Source organism: Streptomyces violaceorubidus (genome assembly GCF_000717995.1).
Taxonomy (GTDB): domain Bacteria; phylum Actinomycetota; class Actinomycetes; order Streptomycetales; family Streptomycetaceae; genus Streptomyces; species Streptomyces violaceorubidus.
Genome location: NZ_JODM01000034.1, coordinates 54,976 through 76,465, shown reverse-complemented (window position 1 = coordinate 76,465; position 21,490 = coordinate 54,976). Strand labels below are relative to the sequence as shown.

Annotated in this window: 17 protein-coding genes, 4 tRNA genes, 1 other RNA gene and 1 pseudogene; 12 read left to right on the top strand and 11 right to left on the bottom strand. The window is 73.5% G+C overall.

Annotation, left to right across the window (positions count from 1 at the left end; genetic code table 11):
• Window positions 1-95 precede the first annotated feature (95 nt).
• From IE94_RS0129875 to IE94_RS0129855, 5 genes and pseudogenes are all read left to right on the top strand, one after another.
• A pseudogene (locus IE94_RS0129875) lies at window positions 96-752 on the top strand (penicillin acylase family protein); the annotation flags it as partial.
• Window positions 745-1,392 carry a GNAT family N-acetyltransferase gene (locus tag IE94_RS0129870; RefSeq protein WP_037923897.1) on the top strand — a complete coding sequence of 216 codons (648 nt, stop codon included), beginning with the start codon at window positions 745-747 and terminating at the stop codon, window positions 1,390-1,392. The pseudogene IE94_RS0129875 and the gene IE94_RS0129870, both read left to right, overlap by 8 nt.
• Window positions 1,389-1,880, top strand: coding sequence for a cupin domain-containing protein (locus tag IE94_RS0129865; protein ID WP_030190395.1), 492 nt, complete (start codon window positions 1,389-1,391; stop codon window positions 1,878-1,880). The genes IE94_RS0129870 and IE94_RS0129865 overlap by 4 nt, the downstream gene beginning before the upstream one ends.
• Window positions 1,877-2,692, top strand: a complete 816-nt coding sequence (locus IE94_RS0129860; protein ID WP_030190393.1) for an SDR family NAD(P)-dependent oxidoreductase — start codon at window positions 1,877-1,879, stop codon at window positions 2,690-2,692. Before IE94_RS0129865 ends, IE94_RS0129860 begins: the two co-directional genes overlap by 4 nt.
• Window positions 2,693-2,902: 210 nt before the next feature.
• On the top strand, window positions 2,903-4,714 hold the full coding sequence (locus IE94_RS0129855) for a copper resistance CopC/CopD family protein (RefSeq protein WP_030190392.1): 1,812 nt from the start codon (window positions 2,903-2,905) through the stop codon (window positions 4,712-4,714).
• Between the two features lie 86 nt (window positions 4,715-4,800).
• On the opposite strand, the gene IE94_RS0129850 is transcribed toward IE94_RS0129855, so the two are convergent.
• The gene (locus tag IE94_RS0129850; protein WP_030190389.1) at window positions 4,801-5,934 is read right to left on the bottom strand and encodes a glutathione-independent formaldehyde dehydrogenase; all 1,134 of its coding nucleotides are present in this window, start codon (window positions 5,932-5,934) and stop codon (window positions 4,801-4,803) included.
• 141 nt (window positions 5,935-6,075) lie between these two features.
• On the opposite strand from IE94_RS0129850, the gene IE94_RS0129845 reads away from it, so the two are divergent.
• Window positions 6,076-6,267, top strand: coding sequence for a hypothetical protein (locus tag IE94_RS0129845; RefSeq protein WP_030190387.1), 192 nt, complete (start codon window positions 6,076-6,078; stop codon window positions 6,265-6,267).
• Window positions 6,268-6,285: 18 nt separating this feature from the next.
• On the opposite strand, the gene IE94_RS0129840 is transcribed toward IE94_RS0129845, so the two are convergent.
• Complete coding sequence (locus IE94_RS0129840; protein ID WP_209441095.1) at window positions 6,286-7,122, bottom strand: MIP/aquaporin family protein; 837 nt, start codon at window positions 7,120-7,122, stop codon at window positions 6,286-6,288.
• A 296-nt stretch (window positions 7,123-7,418) separates the two neighbouring features.
• Window positions 7,419-7,506 (bottom strand) — tRNA-Ser (locus IE94_RS0129835).
• A gap of 73 nt (window positions 7,507-7,579) precedes the next feature.
• Here IE94_RS0129835 and ffs point away from each other — a divergent pair.
• The 6 genes from ffs to IE94_RS0129810 all read left to right on the top strand — a co-directional run bounded on the left by ffs (window position 7,580) and on the right by IE94_RS0129810 (window position 16,493).
• Window positions 7,580-7,676, top strand: an RNA gene (ffs, locus tag IE94_RS37555) — signal recognition particle sRNA small type.
• Between the two features lie 45 nt (window positions 7,677-7,721).
• Window positions 7,722-10,112, top strand: coding sequence for a DNA polymerase III subunit gamma and tau (locus tag IE94_RS0129830; RefSeq protein WP_030190383.1), 2,391 nt, complete (start codon window positions 7,722-7,724; stop codon window positions 10,110-10,112).
• A gap of 168 nt (window positions 10,113-10,280) precedes the next feature.
• Window positions 10,281-11,531 (top strand): phosphoribosylamine--glycine ligase, encoded by a 1,251-nt coding sequence (gene purD, locus IE94_RS0129825; protein WP_030190381.1) that lies wholly within the window; start codon window positions 10,281-10,283, stop codon window positions 11,529-11,531.
• A gap of 308 nt (window positions 11,532-11,839) precedes the next feature.
• On the top strand, window positions 11,840-13,729 hold the full coding sequence (locus IE94_RS0129820; RefSeq protein WP_030190379.1) for a hypothetical protein: 1,890 nt from the start codon (window positions 11,840-11,842) through the stop codon (window positions 13,727-13,729).
• A 283-nt stretch (window positions 13,730-14,012) separates the two neighbouring features.
• Window positions 14,013-15,482 carry a N,N-dimethylformamidase beta subunit family domain-containing protein gene (locus tag IE94_RS0129815; protein ID WP_030190377.1) on the top strand — a complete coding sequence of 490 codons (1,470 nt, stop codon included), beginning with the start codon at window positions 14,013-14,015 and terminating at the stop codon, window positions 15,480-15,482.
• Between the two features lie 111 nt (window positions 15,483-15,593).
• Window positions 15,594-16,493, top strand: coding sequence for a phosphoribosylaminoimidazolesuccinocarboxamide synthase (locus IE94_RS0129810; RefSeq protein ID WP_030190375.1), 900 nt, complete (start codon window positions 15,594-15,596; stop codon window positions 16,491-16,493).
• Window positions 16,494-16,551: 58 nt separating this feature from the next.
• Here the strand turns inward: IE94_RS0129810 and IE94_RS0129805 are convergent.
• The 8 genes from IE94_RS0129805 to IE94_RS0129770 form a co-directional block, all read right to left on the bottom strand.
• Window positions 16,552-16,624: transfer RNA gene (locus IE94_RS0129805), tRNA-Gly, on the bottom strand.
• 44 nt (window positions 16,625-16,668) lie between these two features.
• Window positions 16,669-17,283: a response regulator transcription factor gene (locus tag IE94_RS0129800; protein WP_030190372.1), complete on the bottom strand. Its 615-nt coding sequence runs from the start codon at window positions 17,281-17,283 to the stop codon at window positions 16,669-16,671.
• Complete coding sequence (locus tag IE94_RS0129795) at window positions 17,280-18,533, bottom strand: sensor histidine kinase (protein WP_030190369.1); 1,254 nt, start codon at window positions 18,531-18,533, stop codon at window positions 17,280-17,282. Before IE94_RS0129795 ends, IE94_RS0129800 begins: the two co-directional genes overlap by 4 nt.
• Window positions 18,534-18,562: 29 nt before the next feature.
• Window positions 18,563-19,378, bottom strand: a complete 816-nt coding sequence (locus tag IE94_RS0129790) for an ABC transporter permease (protein WP_030190366.1) — start codon at window positions 19,376-19,378, stop codon at window positions 18,563-18,565.
• Window positions 19,375-20,346 (bottom strand): ABC transporter ATP-binding protein, encoded by a 972-nt coding sequence (locus IE94_RS0129785; protein WP_030190363.1) that lies wholly within the window; start codon window positions 20,344-20,346, stop codon window positions 19,375-19,377. The genes IE94_RS0129790 and IE94_RS0129785 overlap by 4 nt, the downstream gene beginning before the upstream one ends.
• Before the next feature lie 148 nt (window positions 20,347-20,494).
• Window positions 20,495-20,567 (bottom strand) — tRNA-Gly (locus IE94_RS0129780).
• 80 nt (window positions 20,568-20,647) lie between these two features.
• A tRNA-Gly gene (locus IE94_RS0129775) sits at window positions 20,648-20,719 on the bottom strand.
• A gap of 137 nt (window positions 20,720-20,856) precedes the next feature.
• Window positions 20,857-21,174, bottom strand: coding sequence for a histone-like nucleoid-structuring protein Lsr2 (locus tag IE94_RS0129770; protein WP_030190358.1), 318 nt, complete (start codon window positions 21,172-21,174; stop codon window positions 20,857-20,859).
• Window positions 21,175-21,490: the final 316 nt, after the last annotated feature.

Below are 21,490 nucleotides of genomic sequence, written 5' to 3'. Positions count from 1 at the left end.
CCGCCACCGCACCAGCGTCCTGTTCGCCATGCTCCGCGACGGAACCTTCTACGAACCCCGAACCCCACAGCTCGCTTGACGAAAGACATAGAGGCACCCTCACCCCCCTCACCCCCCAAGCCACCGCCCTGTCCGCCCGCCTCCTCGCCTGGGACCGCCGGATGGACGCCGACAGCGCCGACGCGGCGGCGTACGCGGCCCTGCGTGCGGCGGTCGTACGAAGACTGGCGGCGCACCCGGCACTCGCCCCCGCGTCCCTGCCCCCCGCCTACCCCGAGGTGCTGCAACCGTGGCTCGCGCTGGTGCCGCGGGTCGCGTACGCCCTCGAACACCTCCTGCGCGCGGACGACCTGTACGGCATCGACCGCGCCGCGACGATCCGCGCCGCGCTGGAGGAGGTCGCCGCCGCGCCGCCGCCCGGCACCTGGGGCGACACCCACCGCCTGGCCCCCTGGCGGGCGCTGCCGGACGCCACCGGTCCCGCGGACGCACCCCGCCTCTCCGGCGACCACGACTGCGTGCTCTGCACCTCCGCCGTGCCCGGCCTCACCGACCGCGCGGCACGCGGCCCGGCCGCCCGGTACGTCTGGGACCTGGCCGACCGCGAGAACAGCCGCTGGGTCGTGCCCCACGGAGCCTCCGGCGTACCCGGTTCGCCCCACCACCGCGACCAGCAGCCCCTGTGGCTCCGCGGTGAACTCGCCCCGGTGATCACCGACTTCACCCGGCTCACGAAGGAAACCGATGACTGACCCCCGCCAGGACGCCCCGTACACGACCCCGCACACGACCCCGTACGCCGACCGGGCCGCCGTCCACGAACAGCACCTCGACGGCTTCGGTACCGTCCGCATCCTCCCCCTGGACCCCGCCGCGGACGCCGCGGTGATCCACGGCTGGGTGAGCGAGGGGCGGGCCGCCTTCTGGGGCATGAACGGCCTGACGCGCCAACAGGTCGCCGACATATACGCGCACATGGACACGCTCGACACCCACCACGCCTTCCTGGTCGTCAAGGACGGCGAACCGGTCGCCCTGTTCCAGACCTACGACCCCGAGGCCGACCGGGTGAGCGAGTGCTACGCCACCGAGCCGGGCGACATCGGCGTCCACCTGCTCCTCGCGCCCGCCGGAAGCGGCGGCGCGCGCCCCGGCTGGACCGCCGCGCTGTCGGGCGCCCTCATGGCGTACGTACTGCTGGGCCTGGACCGGACCCGGATCGTGGTCGACCCGGACGTGGACAACGAGAAGGCGATCGCCCGCTTCCTCAAGCAGGGCTTCACCGCCGGTCCCGCGGTGGTCCTGCCCGAGGTGGACCTGCCGGACGTGTACCTGCCCGAGAAGAAGGCGCAACTCGCATTCCTGCGCCGGGAGGTAGCGTTCGCCGGGTGACTTCCGCGCCGACCGCCGAGGACCTGATCGCGCACTACGCACTGGAGCCCATCCCCCGTGAGGGCGGCCTGTTCCGGCGCACCTGGGCGGGACCCGAGCGCCCGGACGGACGCCCCGCCGGGTCCGCCATCGTGGCCCTGCTCACCGCCCGGCCGGGCGACTTCTCCGCCCTGCACCGCCTGCCCACCGACGAGGTCTGGCACTTCTACCTGGGCGACCCGCTGGAGCTGCTGCTGCTCGCCCCGGACGGCAGCGCCCGCACGGCCGTGCTGGGACCGGACGTCCTCAGTGGACAGCACGTCCAGTTCACGGTCCCCGCCGGGACCTGGATGGGCGGCGGGGTGGTGGCCGGCGGCGAGTGGTCGTTCTTCGGCTGCACGATGGCACCCGGGTTCACCTACGGGGACTACGAGCACGGCGACGCCGCCGACCTCACGGCGCGCTACCCGGCCGAGGCCGCGCGCATCCTGGCACTCTGCCGCTCATGACCCCGCCCTCCCCCTCGCCCTCCCCCTCCTCCTCCCCCTCCCCCTCGACACGGCTCCTCGACGGTCAGATCGCCCTGGTCACCGGCGCGGGCGGCGGCATCGGCCGGGGGATCGCCATGCGCTTCGCCGAGGAGGGCGCCGCGGTGGCGGTGCACTGCCGTACGGCGGTGGCGGCGGCGCGGCAGGTGGCGGACGGCATCCGCGACCGGGGTGGACGCGCCACCGTCCTGCGCGCCGACCTCACCGACGAGGACGCCTGCCGGCGCCTGGTCGAGCAAGCCGCCGACTGGGGCGGGGGACGGCTCACCGCGCTGGTCAACAACGCGGGCGTGCAGCCGCTGCGGGAACTGCCCGGCATGACGGCGGCCGAGTGGCGGGCGGTCGTGGACACCAACCTCACCGGCGTCTTCGCCTGCACCCAGGCCGCGGCCGCCGTCATGCGGGCCCAGGACGGCGGCGGCACGGTCACCCACATCGCCTCCATCGAGGCGGGCGCCCCGGCTCCCGCGCACGCGCACTACAGCGCCTCCAAGGCGGCGGTCGTGATGCACGCCCGGTCGGCGGCGCTGGAGTACGGCCCGTGGGGCGTCCGGGTGAACTCCGTCTCACCCGGCCTCGTCGACCGCGCGGGCCTCGCCGAGTCCTGGCCGGAGGGCGTACGGCGCTGGCGGCGGGCGGCGCCGACGGGACGGCTCGGGCGCCCGGAGGACGTGGGCGACGCGTGCGTGTTCCTCGCCTCGCGGCTGGCGTCCTGGGTGACCGGCCACGACCTCGTGGTGGACGGCGGGGTGACGGCACGCCCGTCATGGTGAGGAACCGCCCGGCGAGCCACTGAGCGCGACGGCCCCCGCGTCCGTACGTATCCCCGAGGCAGTGGGCCCCGACGACGGAGATGCGACGTGAGGTGTGATGACGGTGCGCACGCTGGACGCCGGGGACACCGGAGGCGCGGGGGAGGACGGGACCGCCGGGGAGGACGGGACCGCCGGGGAGTCCGGGACCGCCGGGGAGTCCGTCGGCTGGTGCTGTGGGGCGCCGTGCTGGGCCTGCTCCTCCTCGGCGGCGCGGGACCGGCGTCCGCGCACGCCGCCCTCGGCTCCACCGATCCCGCGGACGGAGCCGTCCTCCAGCGGGCCCCCGGCCACGTCACGCTGACCTTCAGCGAGTCCGTCGGCCTGCGCGACGACTCCTTCCGGGTCCTGGACCCGGGCGGTCACCGCGTCCGCACGGGGGAGGCGGGGCACGCGTACGGACGTGCCGACACGGCCCGGGTCGCGCTGCCGGGCGAGCTGGGGGAGGGCACGTACACCGTGGCCTGGCGGGTGGTGTCCGCCGACAGCCACCCCGTCTCCGGCGCCTTCACCTTCTCCGTGGGCCAGCCCTCGCAGACGTCCGCCGCCGTGGACACCGGCCCCACCGAGGATCCGCTGACCGCGACCCTCCACCAACTGGCCCGCTACCTCGCCTACCTGGCCGCGGCCCTGCTCATCGGCACCGCCGCCTTCGTCGTCCTGTGCCGCCCGCCGGACCCGGCCCCGCTGCGCCGCCCGCTGGTGGCGGCCTCGTGGACCCTGTCGGCGGCCACCGTCGCCCTACTGGTGCTGCGCGCCCCGTACGAGGCGGGCAAGGGCCCGGCAGCGGCCCTGGACCCCGGCGCGCTCGCCGACACCCTCACCGCGCGCCCCGGCGTGCTGCTGCTGATCAGGCTGGCGCTGCTCGCCCCGGTCGCCCTGTTCCTCGTCCGGGTCTCCCGAGCGGAACGGCAGCGTCGGCACAGCCCCCTCGTCGGCGCGGTGGGCACCGCCCTGGCCGTCGCCCTCGCCCTCACCTGGGCCGCCGCGGAGCACGCCTCCGCCGGTGTCCAGGTGCCCCTCGCGATCACGTCCGCCACCCTGCACCTGCTCGCCACCGCGGTCTGGCTCGGCGGCCTCACCGCCCTGGTCCTCACCCTGCGCTCCACCGCGGACGCCGCCACGATCGCCCGCTTCTCCCGCACCGCCTTCGCCTCCGTGACCGTCCTGGTGACCACGGGCGTCCACCAGTCCTGGCGCGGCCTCGGCTCCTGGCAGGCGCTCACCGGGACGACGTACGGCAGGCTGCTGCTGGCCAAGGTGCTCCTGGTGGCCCTGCTGCTGGCCGCTGCGGCGGTGTCCCGGAGATGGACGACGGCACTGGCGGCCACGGCGGCACACCCCGCCGTGCGCGAGCCCGGCCGGACGCACGAGCGCATCCCCCAGCCGGCGGGCGGCCCTCCGCACCCGGACCCGCACCCGCACCCGGACGCGGACCCGGCGCCGAGGTCGGACACCGAGGCTGCCACCCTCCACCACGGCCTCCGTCCCGACATCCGCCGCGGCCTGCGCCGCTCCGTCCTCGCCGAGGTAGCCGTCGCCACGGTCGTCCTGGCGCTCACGACCGTGCTGACCGCCACCCTGCCCGGCCGCGCGACGGAGGAGGCGGCACGGACGGCCGTACCGGCGGGCGGCGGTGTGCTGCCCGCGTCCGTCACCACGCTCCCGTTCGAGATCGGCACGGCCGGCCGCGGCACGGTCCAGATCACCCTGGACCCCGGCCGCACCGGCGACAACGCCGTCCAGGCCGTCGTCTTCGGCCCCGACGGCAGCCTGGCCGCCGTACCCGAACTGCGCCTCTCCTTCACCCTCCCCGACAAGGACGTCGGCCCCGTCGAGGCGGACCTGGTCGACCGGGGCGGCTACTGGAGCGCCAACACCCTCACACTGCCCCTGCCCGGCGTCTGGACGATGAGGGCGACCGTGCGGGTGTCCGAGGTGGACCAAGTGAGCCGGGAGCGCCGGATACGGATCGCGTCCTGAGCCGCACGGACGCGATCCGGACCTCCCCGCCGCCACAGGCACGACAGGTGCGACGGGCACGACGGGCACGACGGGCGCTACGGGCGCTACGGGTGCAGGATCACCTTCGTATAGCCCTCGATCCGCTTGTCGAACTTGTCGTAGCCGGACGGGGCCTGGTCCAGGGGCAGTTCGTGCGAGACGACGAAGCTCGGCTTCGCCCGGCCCTCGATGATCATGTCCCGCAGGTAGCGGTTGTAGCGCTTGACGTTGCACTGCCCGGTCCCGACCCGCAGCCCCTTCTCGAAGAGCTTGCCGATCGCGACGAGGAGCATGCCCTGCTTGGCCTGCTCGTCCGGGCCGCCCGGGTCTGCCGGGACGTAGAGCCCGGGAACGCCCAGGGCGCCGGTGGGCCGGACCGTGTTGACGAGCGAGTTCAGCACGGTCGCCGGTTCCTCCTCACCCGTTCCGCCCGCCGTGGCCTGGTAGCCGACGGCGTCCACGCCCTTGTCCGTGCCGGCACCGTCGGTCTGCTCCTTGATCTGCTCGACCGGGTCGCCCGCGGAGAAGTCGACGGGCACCGCGCCGATCTCCTCGGCCTTGTGCAACCGCTCCGGGACGCGGTCGACGACGAAGACCTTCTTCGCCCCGCGCAGCAGCGCCGAGTAGGCCGCCATGAGCCCGACGGGCCCGGCGCCGTACACCGCGACGCTCTCACCGGGACGGACACCGGCGAGTTCACAGCCGTGGTAGCCGGTGGGGAAGATGTCGGCGAGCAGGATGAAGTCGGTCTCGTGCGCGTCGCCCTCGGGCAGCTTCAGGCAGTTGAAGTCGGCGTACGGGACCCGCAGGTACTCGGCCTGGCCGCCCTGCCAGGGCCCCATGGACACATAGCCGTACGCGCCGCCGGCGAAGCCGGGGTTGACGGTCGTGCAGTAACCCGTGTACCCCTCGGCGCAGTTGGTGCAGAAGCCGCAGGCGACGTTGAAGGGCATGACCACCCGGTCGCCCTCCTTCAGGCCTGTGACGCCCTGCCCGACCTGATCGACGATCCCCATGTTCTCGTGGCCGAAGACGATGCCGGGCTCGGCCGCGGTGCGCCCCTCGTACATGTGCAGGTCCGAGCCGCAGATCGCGGTCGACGTGACGCGCACGATCACGTCGTTCGGATGCCGGATGCCCGGCTTCTCGACGTCTTCGACCGCGACAGTGAACGGTCCTTTGTAGACGACAGCCCTCATGGTCGTGACCTCCGTTCCGCGCGCGGATTCCCGTGACCCATCTCTCATCGTTCTCCCGTCGACGAGAGGGGGCAAGTCGGTAATCTCGGAAATCTCGGGCGAACGAGACGCCCGCCGCACACCGCGAAAGGAGGCCAGAGGGTGTCAGCGCAACGACTGGGAACTCTGCTGGTTCCCGTGCCGGGTCTGTCCGGCACCACCTACCCGCCCGGCACGACGGTGACCGTCCGCGGTCGCGGCGCCACCGTCGACGCCTTCGTCAACGGTGACTGGCTTCCGCTGTCGTGGTGGGAGTTCTCCGACGGACTCCGCGAGGACATCGCCGACCGCTAGCGGGCCGTGGGCCCTCGGTCAGGAGGGTTCCTCGGTGGCCGGTCCTTCCTCGCGCTCGGCGAGCCTGGCCTTGAGCACCGGGCTGACGAGCAGGTCGTACACGAGGACCCCGACGACCGCGCCGATGAGCGGGCCGACGATGGGGATCCACCAGTAGCCGCTGAACCACTGGAAGGTGCCGGGCAGCGCGATCTCGCCCCACCCCTCGAAGAAGGTGAACAGGCGGGGGCCGAAGTCGCGGGCCGGATTGATCGCGTATCCGGCGTTGGTGCCGAAGGTGAGGCCGATGGCCACGACGACGAGTCCGATGAGGAACGGGTGGAGGTTGGCCATCGGCGCCGTGTTGCGGGTGTCGATGAGCGCGCAGATCAACAGCAGCAGGATCCCGGTCCCTACGATCTGGTCGAGCAGGGGACCCCACCAGGAGTCCCCGAAGTACTCGGCGGGGAACGTGGCGAAGATCGAGTACGTACTCAGCGAGGTCTTGCGCGTCTCGCCCGCCTTGGCGATGGACGCGTCGATCGCCCACCGGTAGCAGGCGTACACGAGCGCGGCGGCGACGAAGGCGCCCACGACCTGCGCCAGCCAGTAGGGCAGCACCTTCCGCCACGGGAAGTCCCGCCGGACCGCGAACCCGAGGGTCACCGCGGGATTGAGGTGCGCTCCGCTGATGCCGCCGGCCACGTAGACGCCGAACACGACGGCCAGGCCCCATCCCCAGGAGATGATGAGCCAGTTGGCGGGCCCGAAGTCCGCGGTCTGCCGTCCCGATCCCGGCAGCCCGGCGACCGCGACGGCCACCGAGCCGATGCCGAACAGGATCAGGACGAACGTTCCCAGGAACTCGGCGCACATCTCACCGCCGAGGCCCTTTCGATAACCGCGTCGATGAACAATGCGTTCGGCCACCGGCCCTCCTTCACTGTAACGGAACAGACCAAACTGCCCATACCCGGAAAATGGCCGCGCCGGTGATCCATCGGCGGAGTGCACCCGATGGCACGAAGGACTTCCTCTCGATGGAGCAATCCCGGAGGCCGTCGCCGAGCCGGCGGGCCGGCGGACAGCGGGGCGGCGAACCGGAGCGCCCATACGTCGAAGGGCCCCGCAGCGAACTGCGGGGCCCTTCGACATCGTGCCCGGTGAGGCACTGGCGGAGGATACGAGATTCGAACTCGTGAGGGGTTGCCCCCAACACGCTTTCCAAGCGTGCGCCCTAGGCCTCTAGGCGAATCCTCCGCCGAGAACATTACATGACGCCGGGGAGTGCTTGCGAACTCGTTCCGGGGGCCCCACATCGGGTAACGTGTGGTTCAGCCCCTCACGCGGCGCTATCTGACTGAACTCCCCCAGGGCCGGAAGGCAGCAAGGGTAGGTCGGCTCTGGCGGGTGCGTGGGGGGCGTCTCCTTTGCGGGCGGTCCGGTTGTCGGTGGGCGCCTATAACCTCGTATGCGTGTCGTCTCTCGCGCTCTACCGCCGTTACCGCCCGGAGTCCTTCGCCGAGGTCATCGGGCAGGGGCATGTCACCGACCCGCTGCAGCAGGCGCTGCGGAACAACCGGGTCAATCACGCGTACCTGTTCAGCGGTCCGCGCGGCTGCGGCAAGACGACCAGCGCCCGGATCCTGGCACGCTGTCTGAACTGCGAGCAGGGCCCCACGCCGACCCCGTGCGGCGAGTGCCAGTCCTGCCGCGACCTCGCGAGGAACGGGCCGGGGTCGATCGACGTCATCGAGATCGACGCCGCCTCCCACGGTGGCGTGGACGACGCCCGTGACCTGCGCGAGAAGGCCTTCTTCGGGCCCGCCTCCAGCCGGTACAAGATCTACATCATCGACGAGGCCCACATGGTCTCCCCGCAGGGCTTCAACGCGCTGCTGAAGGTCGTCGAGGAGCCGCCGGAGCACCTGAAGTTCATCTTCGCGACCACCGAGCCCGAGAAGGTCATCGGGACCATCCGGTCGCGGACCCACCACTACCCCTTCCGGCTCGTGCCGCCCGGCACCCTGCGCGACTACCTCGCCGAGGTGTGCGACCGGGAGGGCATCGCGGTCGAGGAGGGCGTCCTCCCGCTGGTGGTGCGGGCCGGCGCGGGGTCCGTGCGTGACTCCATGTCCGTCATGGACCAGCTGCTCGCGGGCGCCGGCGCCGAGGGCGTGACGTACGACATGACCACCGCCCTGCTCGGCTACACGGACGGCTCGCTGCTCGACTCCGTCGTCGGGTCCTTCGTCTCCGGGGACGGCTCCGCCGCCTTCGAGGTCGTGGACCGCGTGATCGAGGGGGGCAACGACCCGCGGCGCTTCGTCACCGACCTGCTGGAGCGCCTCCGTGACCTGGTGATCCTCTCGGCCGTGCCCGACGCGGCGGAGAAGGGGCTCATCGACGCCCCGGCCGACGTCGTCGAGCGGATGCAGGAGCAGGCCCGGTCCTTCGGCGCCGCCGAGCTGAGCCGCGCCGCCGACATCGTCAACGAGGGCCTCACCGAGATGCGCGGCGCCCACTCGCCGCGCCTCCAGCTGGAGCTGATCTGCGCGCGCGTGCTGCTGCCCGCCGCGTACGGCGACGAGCGGTCGGTGATGGCCCGGTTGGACCGGATCGAGCGCGGGGTGCAGTTCTCCGCCGGTGCGGGCGCTCCCGCCGTGGGGTACGTGCCCGGGCCCGAGGCGCACGCCGGTGCGGGGGGTGCGGCACCCGCCGCGGCTCCGGTTCCGCCGGGCGGCGGGCCCGCCGCGGCCCGTGCGGCGGTGCGGGGGCAGGGCGCCGGTGCCCCGGCGGGCGCGCCGGGCGGTGGCCCTTCCACGGACGCGGCTGCCGGTGCCGGTGCCGGTGCTGCTGCCGGTGCCGGTCCGGTCTTCGATGCGGGTGGCGCTCCCGCCGGTGGCGGACACCCGCAGGGCGCTCCTTCTTCCGCCGACGCCTCCCCTGCGCCCGCGCCAGCCGCCCCCGCCTCCCCACCGGCACCTGCCACACCCCCGCCCGCCGCCGCTGCCGCTCCCGCCTCGGCGCCCGCGCCCGGTGCCTGGCCGACCGCGGCTCCCGCGGGTGGCGGGCGCCGCCCCGGAGGGTGGCCCACGGCGGCCCCGGCGGGCGGTGGACAGCCGTCCCGGACACCGGCCGCCTCCGGCGCGGGGGGCGGCCCCGCCCCGGCGCAGGCGCCGGCCTCGGCCCCCGCGGCGACCGCACCGTCTCCCGCGGCGACCGCACCGGCGCCCGTGCCCGGCTCCGCGGCCCCGAGTGCCTCCGGGGTCGACCCCCGCTCGCTGTGGCCCAACATCCTGGAAGCGGTCAAGAACCGCCGCCGGTTCACCTGGATCCTGCTCAGTCAGAACGCCCAGGTGACCGGCTTCGACGGCACCTCCCTGCAACTCGGCTTCGTCAACGCGGGAGCCCGCGACAACTTCGTGAGCAGCGGCAGCGAGGACGTGCTGCGGCAGGCCCTGGCCGAGCAGTTCAACGTGCAGTGGAAGATCGACGCGGTCGTCGACCCCTCCGGCGGCGGCTCCGCGCCCGCTGCCGGTCCGTCCGGTCCCTCCGGTCCGTCCGGCGGCTTCGGCGGCTACGGCGGGGGTGGGGGCGGCGGCTTCGGTGGCGGCGCGCCCGCCCAGCGGCCGTCGTCGTCCGCGTCCCCGTCCGCCGCGCCACCCCAGGCCCCCGCGGCGGCCCCGGCGCCCGCTCCGACCCCGGCGCCCCGGCCCTCGGCGCCCGAGCCGCCCCCGGTCTCCCCCGAGGACGACATCCCCGAGGACGACGATCCGGACCTCGACGAGTCGGCGCTCTCCGGCAAGGAGCTGCTGGTCCGCGAGCTGGGCGCCACGGTGGTCGAGGAGATCGCGAACGAGTAGCCCCCGCCGGGCTCGCGGGACCGGCCTGGAGGACCAGGCTCGCGGGACCGGCCTGGAGGACCGGGCCTGGAGACCCAGGGGGCCTGGAGGAAGGCACAAGTCTCCGCGTCCCGCCCCTTCGGAAGCCCGCACAAACCGCACCCGCCCCTTCCCATTAGGCTTCACCCCGTGAAGGTCCTTGTCATCGGCGGCGGCGCCCGCGAACACGCCCTGTGCCGTTCCCTGTCCCTCGACCCCGACGTCACCGCGCTGCACTGCGCACCCGGCAACGCCGGTATCGCCGAGGTCGCCGAGCTGCACCAGGTCGACGCCCTCGACGGCGCGGCCGTCACCGCGCTGGCCACCGGGCTCGGCGCCGAGCTGGTCGTCGTCGGACCGGAGGCGCCCCTGGTCGCCGGGGTCGCCGACGCCGTCCGCGAGGCGGGCATCCCGGTGTTCGGCCCGTCGGCGCAGGCCGCTCGGCTGGAAGGCTCCAAGGCCTTCGCCAAGGACGTGATGGCCGGCGCGGGCGTGCCGACGGCCCGTTCCTACGTCTGCACGAACCCGACCGAGGTCGACGCGGCCCTCGCCGCCTTCGGCGCCCCCTACGTCGTCAAGGACGACGGGCTGGCCGCGGGCAAGGGCGTCGTCGTCACCGACGACGTCGAGGCGGCCCGCGCCCACGCGAACGCCTGCGACCGTGTCGTGATCGAGGAGTTCCTGGACGGCCCCGAGGTCTCCCTCTTCGCCGTCACCGACGGCGAGAACGTACGTCCGCTCCAGCCCGCCCAGGACTTCAAGCGCGCCCTCGACGGCGACGAGGGTCCGAACACCGGCGGCATGGGCGCCTACTCGCCGCTGCCCTGGGCCGATCCGAAGCTGGTCGACGAGGTCGTGCAGAGCGTGCTCCAGCCGACCGTCGACGAGATGCGCCGCCGCGGCACCCCCTTCTCCGGGCTCCTGTACGCCGGACTCGCGATCACCTCGCGCGGTGTGCGCGTGATCGAGTTCAACGCCCGGTTCGGCGACCCCGAGACCCAGGTCGTGCTGGCCCGCCTGAAGACCCCGCTCGCCGGTCTGCTGATGGCCGCCGCCACCGGCAACCTCGCCGACCTCGAACCCCTGCGCTGGAGCGACGACGCGGCCGTCACGGTGGTCGTCGCCTCGCACAACTACCCCGGCACCCCGCGCACCGGCGACCCGATCACCGGCCTGGACGCGGTGGCCGCCGAGGACGCCCCGCACGCCTACGTGCTGCACGCCGGTACCCGCGCCGAGGGCGACGCCGTCGTCAGCGCCGGTGGCCGCGTGCTGTCCGTCACGGCCACCGGTGCCGACCTCACCGAGGCCCGTGACCGCGCCTACCGGGCCGTCGCCCGCATCGGTCTCGACGGCTCCCAGCACCGCACCGACATCGCGGCGAAGGCGGCGGGCGCGTAACCCCTGCCCCTCCCCGGTCACCGCACCGGACAGGCCCCGACTCCCTCTCAGGAGTCGGGGCCTGACCTTTGCTGTCCGTCTCCACCTTTCCCCAAAGCCATTCCATCGGGTGACCGATCGGCCATACGGCTGACGGGGGCGAGGGGCCCAACTATGGTGCCGCGCAAGCGTTCCGGCACTTGGCCCACCGGCATTGCGATGTCAGTGCCGGGTGCCACAGTGGGTGGGGTGAGCACGACGCGAAGCGCAGCAGAGCAGCAGGACCGTCCAGGACAGACAGGGCAGCGATGAGGGGGTGAGGTCCGGCCGTGACCGGTATCGGTGGAGTGGAGATGGGCGCGCAGGCCGCGCGTTCCCGGGCACTGGCGGTGCTGCGGGTGCGCAGCCGCGCGCTGGGCGTGGCCCTGCTGCCCGCTGCCGCCGCCGTGATCCTTCTCGTCGGTGGCTCCACCGGGCGCCTGACGGGCCCGGGCTGGGACGGCCTGCGCTGGGTCGTCTCCGTCCTCGCGCTGTTCGTGCTGCTGGCCGCCGCCGGGGTCGCCCTGGTCGTGGCCCGCTCCAGGCCCGCCGTGACCCCCACGGTCACGGTCGTCGAGGAGTCGGCGCCCGACCTCTACCGCATGGTGCGTGACCTGGCCGACCGGCTCGACGTCCCCGCGCCCTCCGCGATAGCGCTCACCCCGGACTGCGACAGCTGGCTGGAGGACCGCACCCATCCGGCCCACGGCCCGCCGCCGCCCGTGGAGAAGCACGACGAGGACCTGGCCGGCCTGGGCGGGCCCGCCCACCGTCGGAGCGCCGCCGCGCCCGTCCTGGTCATCGGCTCACCGTTCTTGTGGTGGATGCGGGTGGGCGAGCTGCGCGCCGTCCTCGCCCCGGTCGTCGCAGGTACGGGACCCTCGGCGCACCCCGACATAGCCGCGGCCCGGCGTTTCATACGGGGCCTGGACGCGGCCGTGGCGGTGGCCTCGGCGGGCCGGCGGGATCCGCTGTCCCGTGTGGCGTGCGCGGGCCTCGGCTGGGCCTCCCGGCTCCTGCTGCGCAGCTGCCGGGGGCACGCGGCCGAGATGGAGCGCGGGGTCGCTGCAGCGGCCGCCGAGCGTGCACAGGCTGTGGACTACGGGCTGCGGATCGTCGCGCAGGAGCAGGTCGGGCTCGCCTACGCGGGCTGGGACCGGCTGCTGACCCGGGTGGCGCTGCCCGCCTGGCGGATGGGCCGCTGGCCGTCCCGGCTGGACGTCGGGGTCGTCGCCGCCCTCACGGAGCTGTCGCGCCGGGACCGCCTGGCCGAGGGCTTCGCCTCACGGCTGGGGGAGCGTCCCGCCTGCGACCTGCTGGAGGAGCCCGGGGTGATGGACGAGGCGGTCTCGCTCCTCGCCGCGCGCCTCTTCCACGGCGGTCCCGCCGAGACCGGTCCGGACTGGTCACCGGTGGGGTGGGAGGAGTATCCCGAGGAGGTCGTCGACCGCACCTGGCGCACGGACGCGGCCCGCCTGCACCGCGTGCTGGACGCCCTGGGAGTCCGCCGCGCCGTCGAGGGCGCCGTGCCGGGCACGGACGGCCCCACCCTGGCCCGCGTCCTGGACCACCTCACGACCCCGGACGCCGCGATCACCGCCACCCCCGACGCCGGTGTCGGCCTTCACGCCGACGCCCACGCCGAGGCGGATACGGGGAGCGGCCCGGGCGCCCCCGCCGACGCCGCGCATCCGCCGTACAACGCCCACGGCACCGGTGTCGGCACCGCCCCCGACGACGAGGACGACCTCGCCGGCACCACCGCCCGCGGTGCCGCCCTGGCCGCCGGGCTCAGTGCTCAGCTGGCCCGCGAGGAGGCCGAGGCTCGGCCCGCCGGAGTCCGGGCGGCCTCCTCCGCGCCGGGGCCGGCCACCGGTCCCGACGCCGCCCTCTGGGACGACCGTGCGCTCCCCCTGCTGCCGCTGCAACCACCGCGCACCGGGCGGGAGATCCTCACCGCGCACATCACGGCGATGGTGTGCTGCGCGGCGATGGACACCGCCGGCGCGGCCCCCGCCCTCGACTGGCTCGACGGGCCGTCGCTCCACTTCGACGGCGCCCGCACCGCGGACCTGGCGCCCAGCGTGCTCAGCCTCGTGGAGACCGGCGACCCGGGCCCGCTGCGCGCCTGGCTGACGGACCTCGGCATACGCCCGGAGAAGCCGGTGCGCCTGGTCTGACCCCACGCCTGGAGCACCCCGTCAGCCCCCGTCAGCCCCCGTCAGCCCTCGTCAGTCCTCGTCAGTCCTCGTCCGCTTCGTCCGCCCCGGCGGCCCGTCTGCCACCGTCCGCCTGCGCGTCCCGGCTTCCGGCGAATCGGACCCTCCCATTCCACTTTCGGCCAGTTCGCAACGAACAGTGACAGCCCACGTGCGAAATGTGATGTGCTGGGACCGATCGCGCACATGGCAAAGGCGTTCGTCATACGCACGACCACGGGGGCACGAGGGAGGGGACTGTCCCATGGGGCCCGAGCAGATCCGCCGCTGGGAGTCGGGAGCACTCGCGCACGCCGTGTCGGACCCCTTCGGCCAGGGGCCGGTCCCCTGGCTGCGCGGCGGCGAGACGTACTTCGGCGACACCGGACAGGTCCTCGCCTGGTACGCGGACCAGGACCGCACCGGCACCGGTACCGACCCCGGTGGCGGCCCCCGCGCCGCGGACGACGTCCGCCGCCAGATCAAGGGCTTCACCGCGACCGGAGCGGCCGCCCCCGGCGAGGCCATCGACTTCCACGTCACCGTCGACCCGCCGCAGGAGTTCAGCGTCGACGTCTACCGGATCGGGCACTACGGCGGCGACGGCGCCGCCAAGATCACCACCAGCCCCCGGCTGTCCGGCATCGTCCAGCCCCCGCCGCTCGCCGCCGACCGCACCGTCTCCTGCCACCACTGGTGGCTGTCCTGGCGGTTGCAGATCCCGTCGTACTGGAGCATCGGCGCGTACGTCGCCGTCCTCACCACCGCCGACGGCTACCGCTCCCACGTGCCCTTCACGGTCCGCGACGACCACCCCGCCGACCTGCTCCTCCTCCTGCCGGACGTCACCTGGCAGGCGTACAACCTCTACCCGGAGGACGGCCGCACCGGTGCCAGCCTCTACCACGCCTGGGACGAGGAGGGCCGGCTGCTCGGCGAGGCGGACGCCGCGACGACCGTCTCCTTCGACCGCCCCTACGCGGGCGCCGGGCTGCCGCTGCACGTCGGACACGCCTACGACTTCATCCGCTTCGCCGAGCGCTACGGCTACGACGTCGCCTACGCCGACGCCCGCGACCTGCACTCCGGCCGCGTCGACCCGGCCCGCTACCGGGGCCTGGTCTTCCCCGGCCACGACGAGTACTGGTCCGCCCCCATGCGCCGCACCGCGGAACTCGCCCGCGACCGGGGGACGTCCCTGGTCTTCCTCTCCGCCAACACCATGTACTGGCAGGTCGAGCTGGCGGCTTCCCCGTCCGGGGCGCCCGACCGCCTGCTGACCTGCCGCAAGCGCAAGGGCCCCGGCCGCCCCGCGCTGTGGCGGGAGGTCGACCGCCCCGAGCAGCAGCTGCTTGGCATCCAGTACGCCGGCCGCGTCCCCGAACCGCGCCCGATGATCGTCCGCAACGCCGGTCACTGGCTCTGGGAGGCCACGGGAGCGCACGAGGGGGACGCCATCGAGGACCTGGTGGCGGGTGAGGCCGACCGCTACTTTCCGCGCACCGCCCTCCCCGAGCACGACGAGCGGGTCCTGCTCGCCCACTCCCCGTACACCGACGCGGACGGCGTCCGGCGCCACCAGGAGACGTCGCTGTACCGGGCCCCGTCGGGGGCCTGGGTCTTCGCGTCCGGCACGTTCGCCTGGTCCCCGGCCCTGGACCGCCCCGGCCACGTCGACCCGCGCGTCCAGCGCGCCACGGCCAACCTCCTGGACCGCATCTGCAAACGGGACTGACCCCCGGGAGCCGCCCCTCCCGGGCCCGCACCCCGGGACCCGCCCCGCCGTCCACCGGGCCCCCGACATACGGGAGAATCGGAGCATTGGACAGAACCACGGGGAGGAACCGTGTCCGGATTCGTTGAAAAGCCCGAGCCGATCCAGGTTCCGGGCCTGGTGCACCTGCACACCGGCAAGGTGCGCGAGCTGTACCGGAACGAGGCGGGCGACCTCGTGATGGTCGCCAGTGACCGCATCTCCGCCTACGACTGGGTGCTGCCGACCGAGATCCCCGACAAGGGCCGGGTCCTCACCCAGCTCTCCCTGTGGTGGTTCGAGCGGCTCGCCGACCTGGCCCCCAACCACGTCCTGAGCACCGAGCTGCCCGCCGGCGCCCCCGCCGACTGGGAAGGCCGCGCCCTGGTCTGCAAGTCGCTGCGGATGGTCCCCGTGGAGTGCGTGGCCCGCGGCTACCTCACCGGCTCGGGCCTGGCCGAGTACGACGAGACCCGCACCGTCTGCGGCCTCGCCCTGCCCGAGGGCCTCGTCGACGGCTCGGAGCTGCCCGCCCCGATCTTCACCCCGGCCACCAAGGCCGAGGTCGGCGAGCACGACGAGAACGTGTCCTACGAGGAGGTCGTCCGCCAGGTCGGCGCGGACACCGCCGCCGCCCTGCGCCAGGCCACCCTCGCCGTGTACTCCCGCGCCCGGGACATCGCGCGCGAGCGGGGCATCGTCCTCGCGGACACCAAGTTCGAGTTCGGCTTCGACGGGGACGACCTGGTCCTCGCCGACGAGGTCCTCACCCCGGACTCCTCGCGCTTCTGGCCGGCCGACCGGTGGGAGCCGGGCCGCGCCCAGCCGTCGTACGACAAGCAGTTCGTGCGGGACTGGCTGACCTCGGCCGAGTCCGGCTGGGACCGCAGGAGCGAGCAGCCCCCGCCGCCGCTGCCGCAGCAGGTCGTGGACGCCACCCGCGCCAAGTACGTGGAGGCCTACGAGCTGCTGACCGGCCAGAGCTGGTCGTAGCGGGCGGGCCGCCGCACACGAAGAAGCCCCCGGCCGGAGCCGGGGGCTTCTCACACGGAGCGAACGACGAGGTTCGAACTCGCGACCTCAACCTTGGCAAGGTTGCGCTCTACCAACTGAGCTACGTTCGCACTGCGCGGGCTTGGTCGTGGACTTCGCCGTGGCGCGACAGCCACTATACCCAACCCCGCTCCCGTGCGAGACGCACCGCCGCGTGCCGGTTCTCCGCGCCGAGCTTGCTCGCGGCCGACGACAGGTAGTTCCGCACCGTCCCCTCGGCGAGCGCGGCCCGCTCGGCGATCTCCGCGACCGGCGCCCCGTCGGCGGCGTGCTCCAGCACCTCGGCCTCGCGGGCGGTCAGCGGCGAGTCCCCGGCGGAGATCGCGTCGGCGGCCAACTCGGGGTCGACGTACCGGTTTCCGGCATGCACCGTGCGGATCAGTTCGGCCAGCCGCTGGGCGCTGACCGTCTTGGGGACGAACCCGCGCACCCCCGCCGCGAGCGCCCGCTTCAGATGCCCGGGGCGGCCGTGGCTGGTCACGATCAGCACCTTGCAGGCGGGCAGCTCGGTCCGCAGCGATGTGGCGACCTTCACACCGTCGGCGCCGGGCATCTGGAGATCCAGTACGGCGACGTCCGGCGCGTGCGCCCGCGCCATCGCCAGTGCCTCGGGACCGGTGGCCGCCTCGGCGACGACGAGCAGGTCGTCCTCCAGGGACAGCAGGGCCGCCAGTGCCCCGCGGATGAGGTGCTCGTCGTCGGCGAGCAGGACGCGGACGGTCGTCGTCACGAGGCGGCCTCCAGGGCGGCATCGGCCGGGGCGGACGGCAGCGGCACCTCGGCCGTCAGCCGGAAGACGCCCTTGCCGGCCGGCCCCGCCTCCAGCGTCCCGTCCACCGCCGAGAGCCGTTCGCGCAGTCCGGCGAGTCCCGAACCGCCCGGGCCCGCCGGGGGGCCGTGCCCCGTCGCCTCCGCCACGCCGTCGTTCTCCACCGTCAGCACTACCCGCCCCTTCGACATCCGTACCGTCACGGCGACCTTCTTCGCGTCCCCGTGCCGCAGGACGTTCGTGGTCGCCTCCCGCACCACCCAGCCGAGCGCCGCCTGCACCTTCGCGGGCAGGTCGGTCGTCCCGCCGGTGACCTTGGCGGCGATGCCCGCCGCCGCGAGCACCCCCCGGGCACCGGCCAGCTCCACCTCCAGGGCGGCCTCCCGGTAGCCGCGCACGACGTCCCGGACCTCGCGCTGCGACTCCTGGGCGATGCGCTGCACCTCGATCATCTGCTCCACCGCCTCGGGCCGGCCGCGCCGGGACAGCTGGAGGGCCAGCTCGCTCTTGAGCGCGATCACCGCCAGGTTCCGGCCCATCACGTCGTGCAGGTCCCGGCCGAACCGCAGCCGTTCCTCGGCGACGGCGAGCCTGGCCCGGGTCTCCTTGGCGTCGTCGAGCGCGTAGACCGCCTTGAGCAGCCAGACGGAGAACACCGCGGTGAACGAGGTGAACGCCCCGGCGGCCAGCTGTACACCCGCCAGGACCAGCGCGGCGGGCCACAGCACCCCGGCGGCGCCGGAGACGACCCCGGCTCCCGCCGCGAAGCCGCCGACCAGGGCGGCCAGCGTCCGCCACCGGTGCCGCACGCCCAGTGCCATGGTGCCGACGCCGAAGACCTGTACGCCGGTGAAGACGCTGAGGGTCGCGGTGTCGACGCCGTCGCCCGCCGGGCCGTGCTCCGCGAGGAGGATCGCGACGGCCGCCAGGACGGCGGTGAGGGCGCCCAGGCCCCACAGCTCCCGCACCGGCTGCGCCCGGCGCCCGAGGGTCCAGTCCAGCGCCCGCGCGGCGGTCGCCATGCAGGCCGCGGCATGCGCGACGACCAGGAGGGAGAGCAGGGTCGCCAGCCGTGGGCCGGTCTGGCCGTAGGTCGCCAGCCCGATACCGGCGGCCTCGCTCACCCCGAAGAAGTGGAACGACCACCGCGTGTACGTCTCCACCTTCTCCGGTGTGCTCTTGAGCCGCCACCATCCGCCCGGCCTGCGCATCCGTCCGCCGCTCCCGCTCGCCCCGTACCTCAGTGCCGTGGCTCCCAGCGGAACCACCGCCGTACAGCAAACACCGCGAGCACGGTCCAGGCCACCGCCGTCAGGACGGCGCCCAGGGACTCGTACGCCGACAGGTCGCCGGTCCAGGCGCCGCGCACCAGGGTGATGACCGGGGTCAGCGGCAGCAGCTCGCACACCGAGGCCAGCCGGTCGGGCATCATCTCCAGCGGGAAGAACAGACCGGAGCCGGCCATGGACACGAACAGGAACGGCAGCGGCGTGACCTGCGCGCTCTCCCCGGTCCTGGTGAAGCTCGCGGTGACGGCCGCGAGGGCGGCGCACAGGACCAGGCCCAGCAGCAGACCGACGACGGCCAGGTGCGGTGCCGACGGCGCGGACAGGTCGAGCAGCGCCGCGCAGCCCACCGCGAGCAGCAGGCACTGCACGAGCCCGGAGAGGACGGCCGGCAGTGCGGACCCGCCGAGGATCTCCACGTCCCGCAGCTCGCCGGTGCGCAGCCGCTTGAGGACGAGTTCCTCGCGCCGGACGACGAAGACGCCGACGAGGGCCGAGTAGACGGCGAACAGCAGGGAGAAGCCGATCGCGGCGGGCAGCACGAGCGTGCCGGTGGTCAGTCCGGCCCCGGCGAGGTCCATCTCCTTGGCCCCCGCCCGCACGCTGAACGGCAGCACGAGCGGCACGAACAGCGCGGCGAAGACGGTGCCCTTGTTCCGCCCGAGCAGGGTCAGTTCGGCGCGGGCGAGGGCGGTCATGCGGCCCGTCGGCGTGGTGGTGGCGCTTGTGGCGGGGCGCTTTCCGCGGGCCGGTGCGTCGGTGGGGCTCATGCCGCGTACTCCTTCTTCGTCGTGGGGGCGTCCGCCCTCGCGGACACCTCCCTGGCGATGCTGAGGAAGGCCTCCTCCAGGGACGCCGAGCGCACGTCCAGGCGGCGCAGCTCCACTCCGGCCTGTCCGGCCCACACCAGCAGGCCGGTGGCGGCGCGCTGGAGTTCCCGGGTGCGCAGCCTCACCGTCCGGCCGTCGGTGTCGTGGTCGCTCACGCCCAGTTCGGCCAGCGGCGGCAGGTCGCCCACGAAGTACCCGGTGGGCAGTTCGAAGGAGATGTGGGACGGCTGGGCGGCGGTCACCTCGGCCGGGGTGCCGGTGGCGGCGATCCGGCCCTCGTGCATGATCGCGAGCCGGTCGGCGAGGTTCTCGGCCTCCTCCAGGTAGTGCGTGGTCAGCAGCACCGTCGTACCGGCCTCGCGCAGTCCGCTCACCAACTCCCAGGTGTCCCGGCGTCCTTCGGCGTCCAGGCCGGTGCTGGGCTCGTCGAGGAAGAGCACCTCGGGTTCGCCGAGCAGCGCGAGCGCCAGGTCCAGGCGGCGCCGCTGGCCGCCGGACAGCTGCTTCACGCGGGTGCCGGTCTTCGCCTCCAGGCCGACCAGCGCCAGCACCTCGGCCGGCGGCCGGGCGCCGCTCACGCACCCCGCCCACATCCGGGCCGTCTCGGCGACCGTCAGTTCGGAGGGGAAGCCGCCCTCCTGGAGCATGACCCCGGTGCGGGGGCGTACGGCGGCCCGCTCGGTGTACGGGTCGTGCCCGAGGACGCGCACCCGCCCGCCGGCCGGAGCGGCGAGCCCCTCCAGGAGTTCGACCGTCGACGTCTTGCCGGCGCCGTTGGTGCCGAGCAGCGCGAAGACCTCGCCGCGGCGGACGGAGAAGTCGATCCCGCGCACGGCCTCGAACCCGCCCCCGTACACACGCCGCAGGTCGGTGACCTCAATCACGTGTTCGTGTTCGTTCGTTGGCATGCTTCGAGCATTCCGGCGCGCGGGGCGGGACGACAGTGCGACCCGTCATCACCGGGCATGACAAATGTCAGGGACGGACCGGCGGAGGAGCACGGCGGCCGGGCACACGAAAAGACCCCGGTCCTGGAGGACCGGGGTCTGATTCCCGAGCGGACGACGAGGCTCGAACTCGCGACCTCAACCTTGGCAAGGTTGCGCTCTACCAACTGAGCTACGTCCGCATTGCCTCCGACCGGCCTTCACCGATCGGTGCGAGCACCAGCCTACCTGATCCAATCGAGTGGCCGGTACGGCGATGCAGAGCGGGTGACAGGAATTGCACACTGCGCCTTCCCCCTGGAAGGGGGATGTTCTACTACTGAACTACACCCGCGTGTTCCGTGAGCTGGGCCCTTCGGCCTCGCCCCTCGGCGTGCTCCAGACTTTAGCTGATCACCCGGGGTGCCGCGCAAGTCGGTTGCCGCGAGGGGCGACTGAGCGCCCGTCGGCCGCCCGTGCCGGACGCACGGCTCACTGCGCCTCGGCGAACGCCTCGTACACCTTCTTCGGGATCCGGCCCCGCGCGGGCACGTCCATCTTGTTCGCCTGGGCCCAGGCGCGGACCGCCGCCGGGTCGGGGGCGACCTCCGTCTGCCGGTAGGCCTTGCCGGACCGGGAGCGCTTGCGGCCGGCCGAGACGTACGGCTCGAGCGTCTTGCGCAGTTTCCGGGCATTGGCTTCGTTCAGGTCGATCTCGTACATCCGGCCGTCGACTCCGAAGGCGATCGTCTCCGCCGCTTCCGAGCCGTCGATGTCGTCAAAGAGAGTGACTACGACACGCTGCGCCACGAATATCGGTCCCTTCGTGCGGCATCTCCGCGATGACGTGCCCGAACGTGCCAAGACGCCGCGATGATGCCGACTGTTCGCCTGTAATTGGGCAAAGTATCGGCTAATGACATTTCATTTGTACAGTGCCCGGCATTGCAATGGGAAGACCGACTAAATCTGCCCGCGTGTCCCCTGGGCAATAGGTGTCGGCGGTCGATCCCGGATCTTTCCCGAAGTTTTTCGTGACGACCCCGTCCCGATGCCGGATCGTGACTGGGCTCACGTAGTTTCCTCCAAGGCTACGCGCGTAGAAATTTTGTACGGGTAGTCTGAA

Excerpts from the sequence above, each read along its gene's own strand:
- IE94_RS0129870 (WP_037923897.1), top strand. The coding sequence starts at position 745 with ATGACTGACCCCCGCCAGGACGCCCCGTACACGACCCCGCACACGACC.
- IE94_RS0129860 (WP_030190393.1), top strand. The coding sequence starts at position 1,877 with ATGACCCCGCCCTCCCCCTCGCCCTCCCCCTCCTCCTCCCCCTCCCCC.
- IE94_RS0129850 (WP_030190389.1), bottom strand. The coding sequence starts at position 5,934 with ATGAGGGCTGTCGTCTACAAAGGACCGTTCACTGTCGCGGTCGAAGAC.
- IE94_RS0129840 (WP_209441095.1), bottom strand. The coding sequence starts at position 7,122 with ATGTGCGCCGAGTTCCTGGGAACGTTCGTCCTGATCCTGTTCGGCATC.
- IE94_RS0129815 (WP_030190377.1), top strand. The coding sequence starts at position 14,013 with ATGGGGCCCGAGCAGATCCGCCGCTGGGAGTCGGGAGCACTCGCGCAC.
- IE94_RS0129795 (WP_030190369.1), bottom strand. The coding sequence starts at position 18,533 with ATGCGCAGGCCGGGCGGATGGTGGCGGCTCAAGAGCACACCGGAGAAG.
- IE94_RS0129790 (WP_030190366.1), bottom strand. The coding sequence starts at position 19,378 with ATGAGCCCCACCGACGCACCGGCCCGCGGAAAGCGCCCCGCCACAAGC.
- IE94_RS0129785 (WP_030190363.1), bottom strand. The coding sequence starts at position 20,346 with ATGCCAACGAACGAACACGAACACGTGATTGAGGTCACCGACCTGCGG.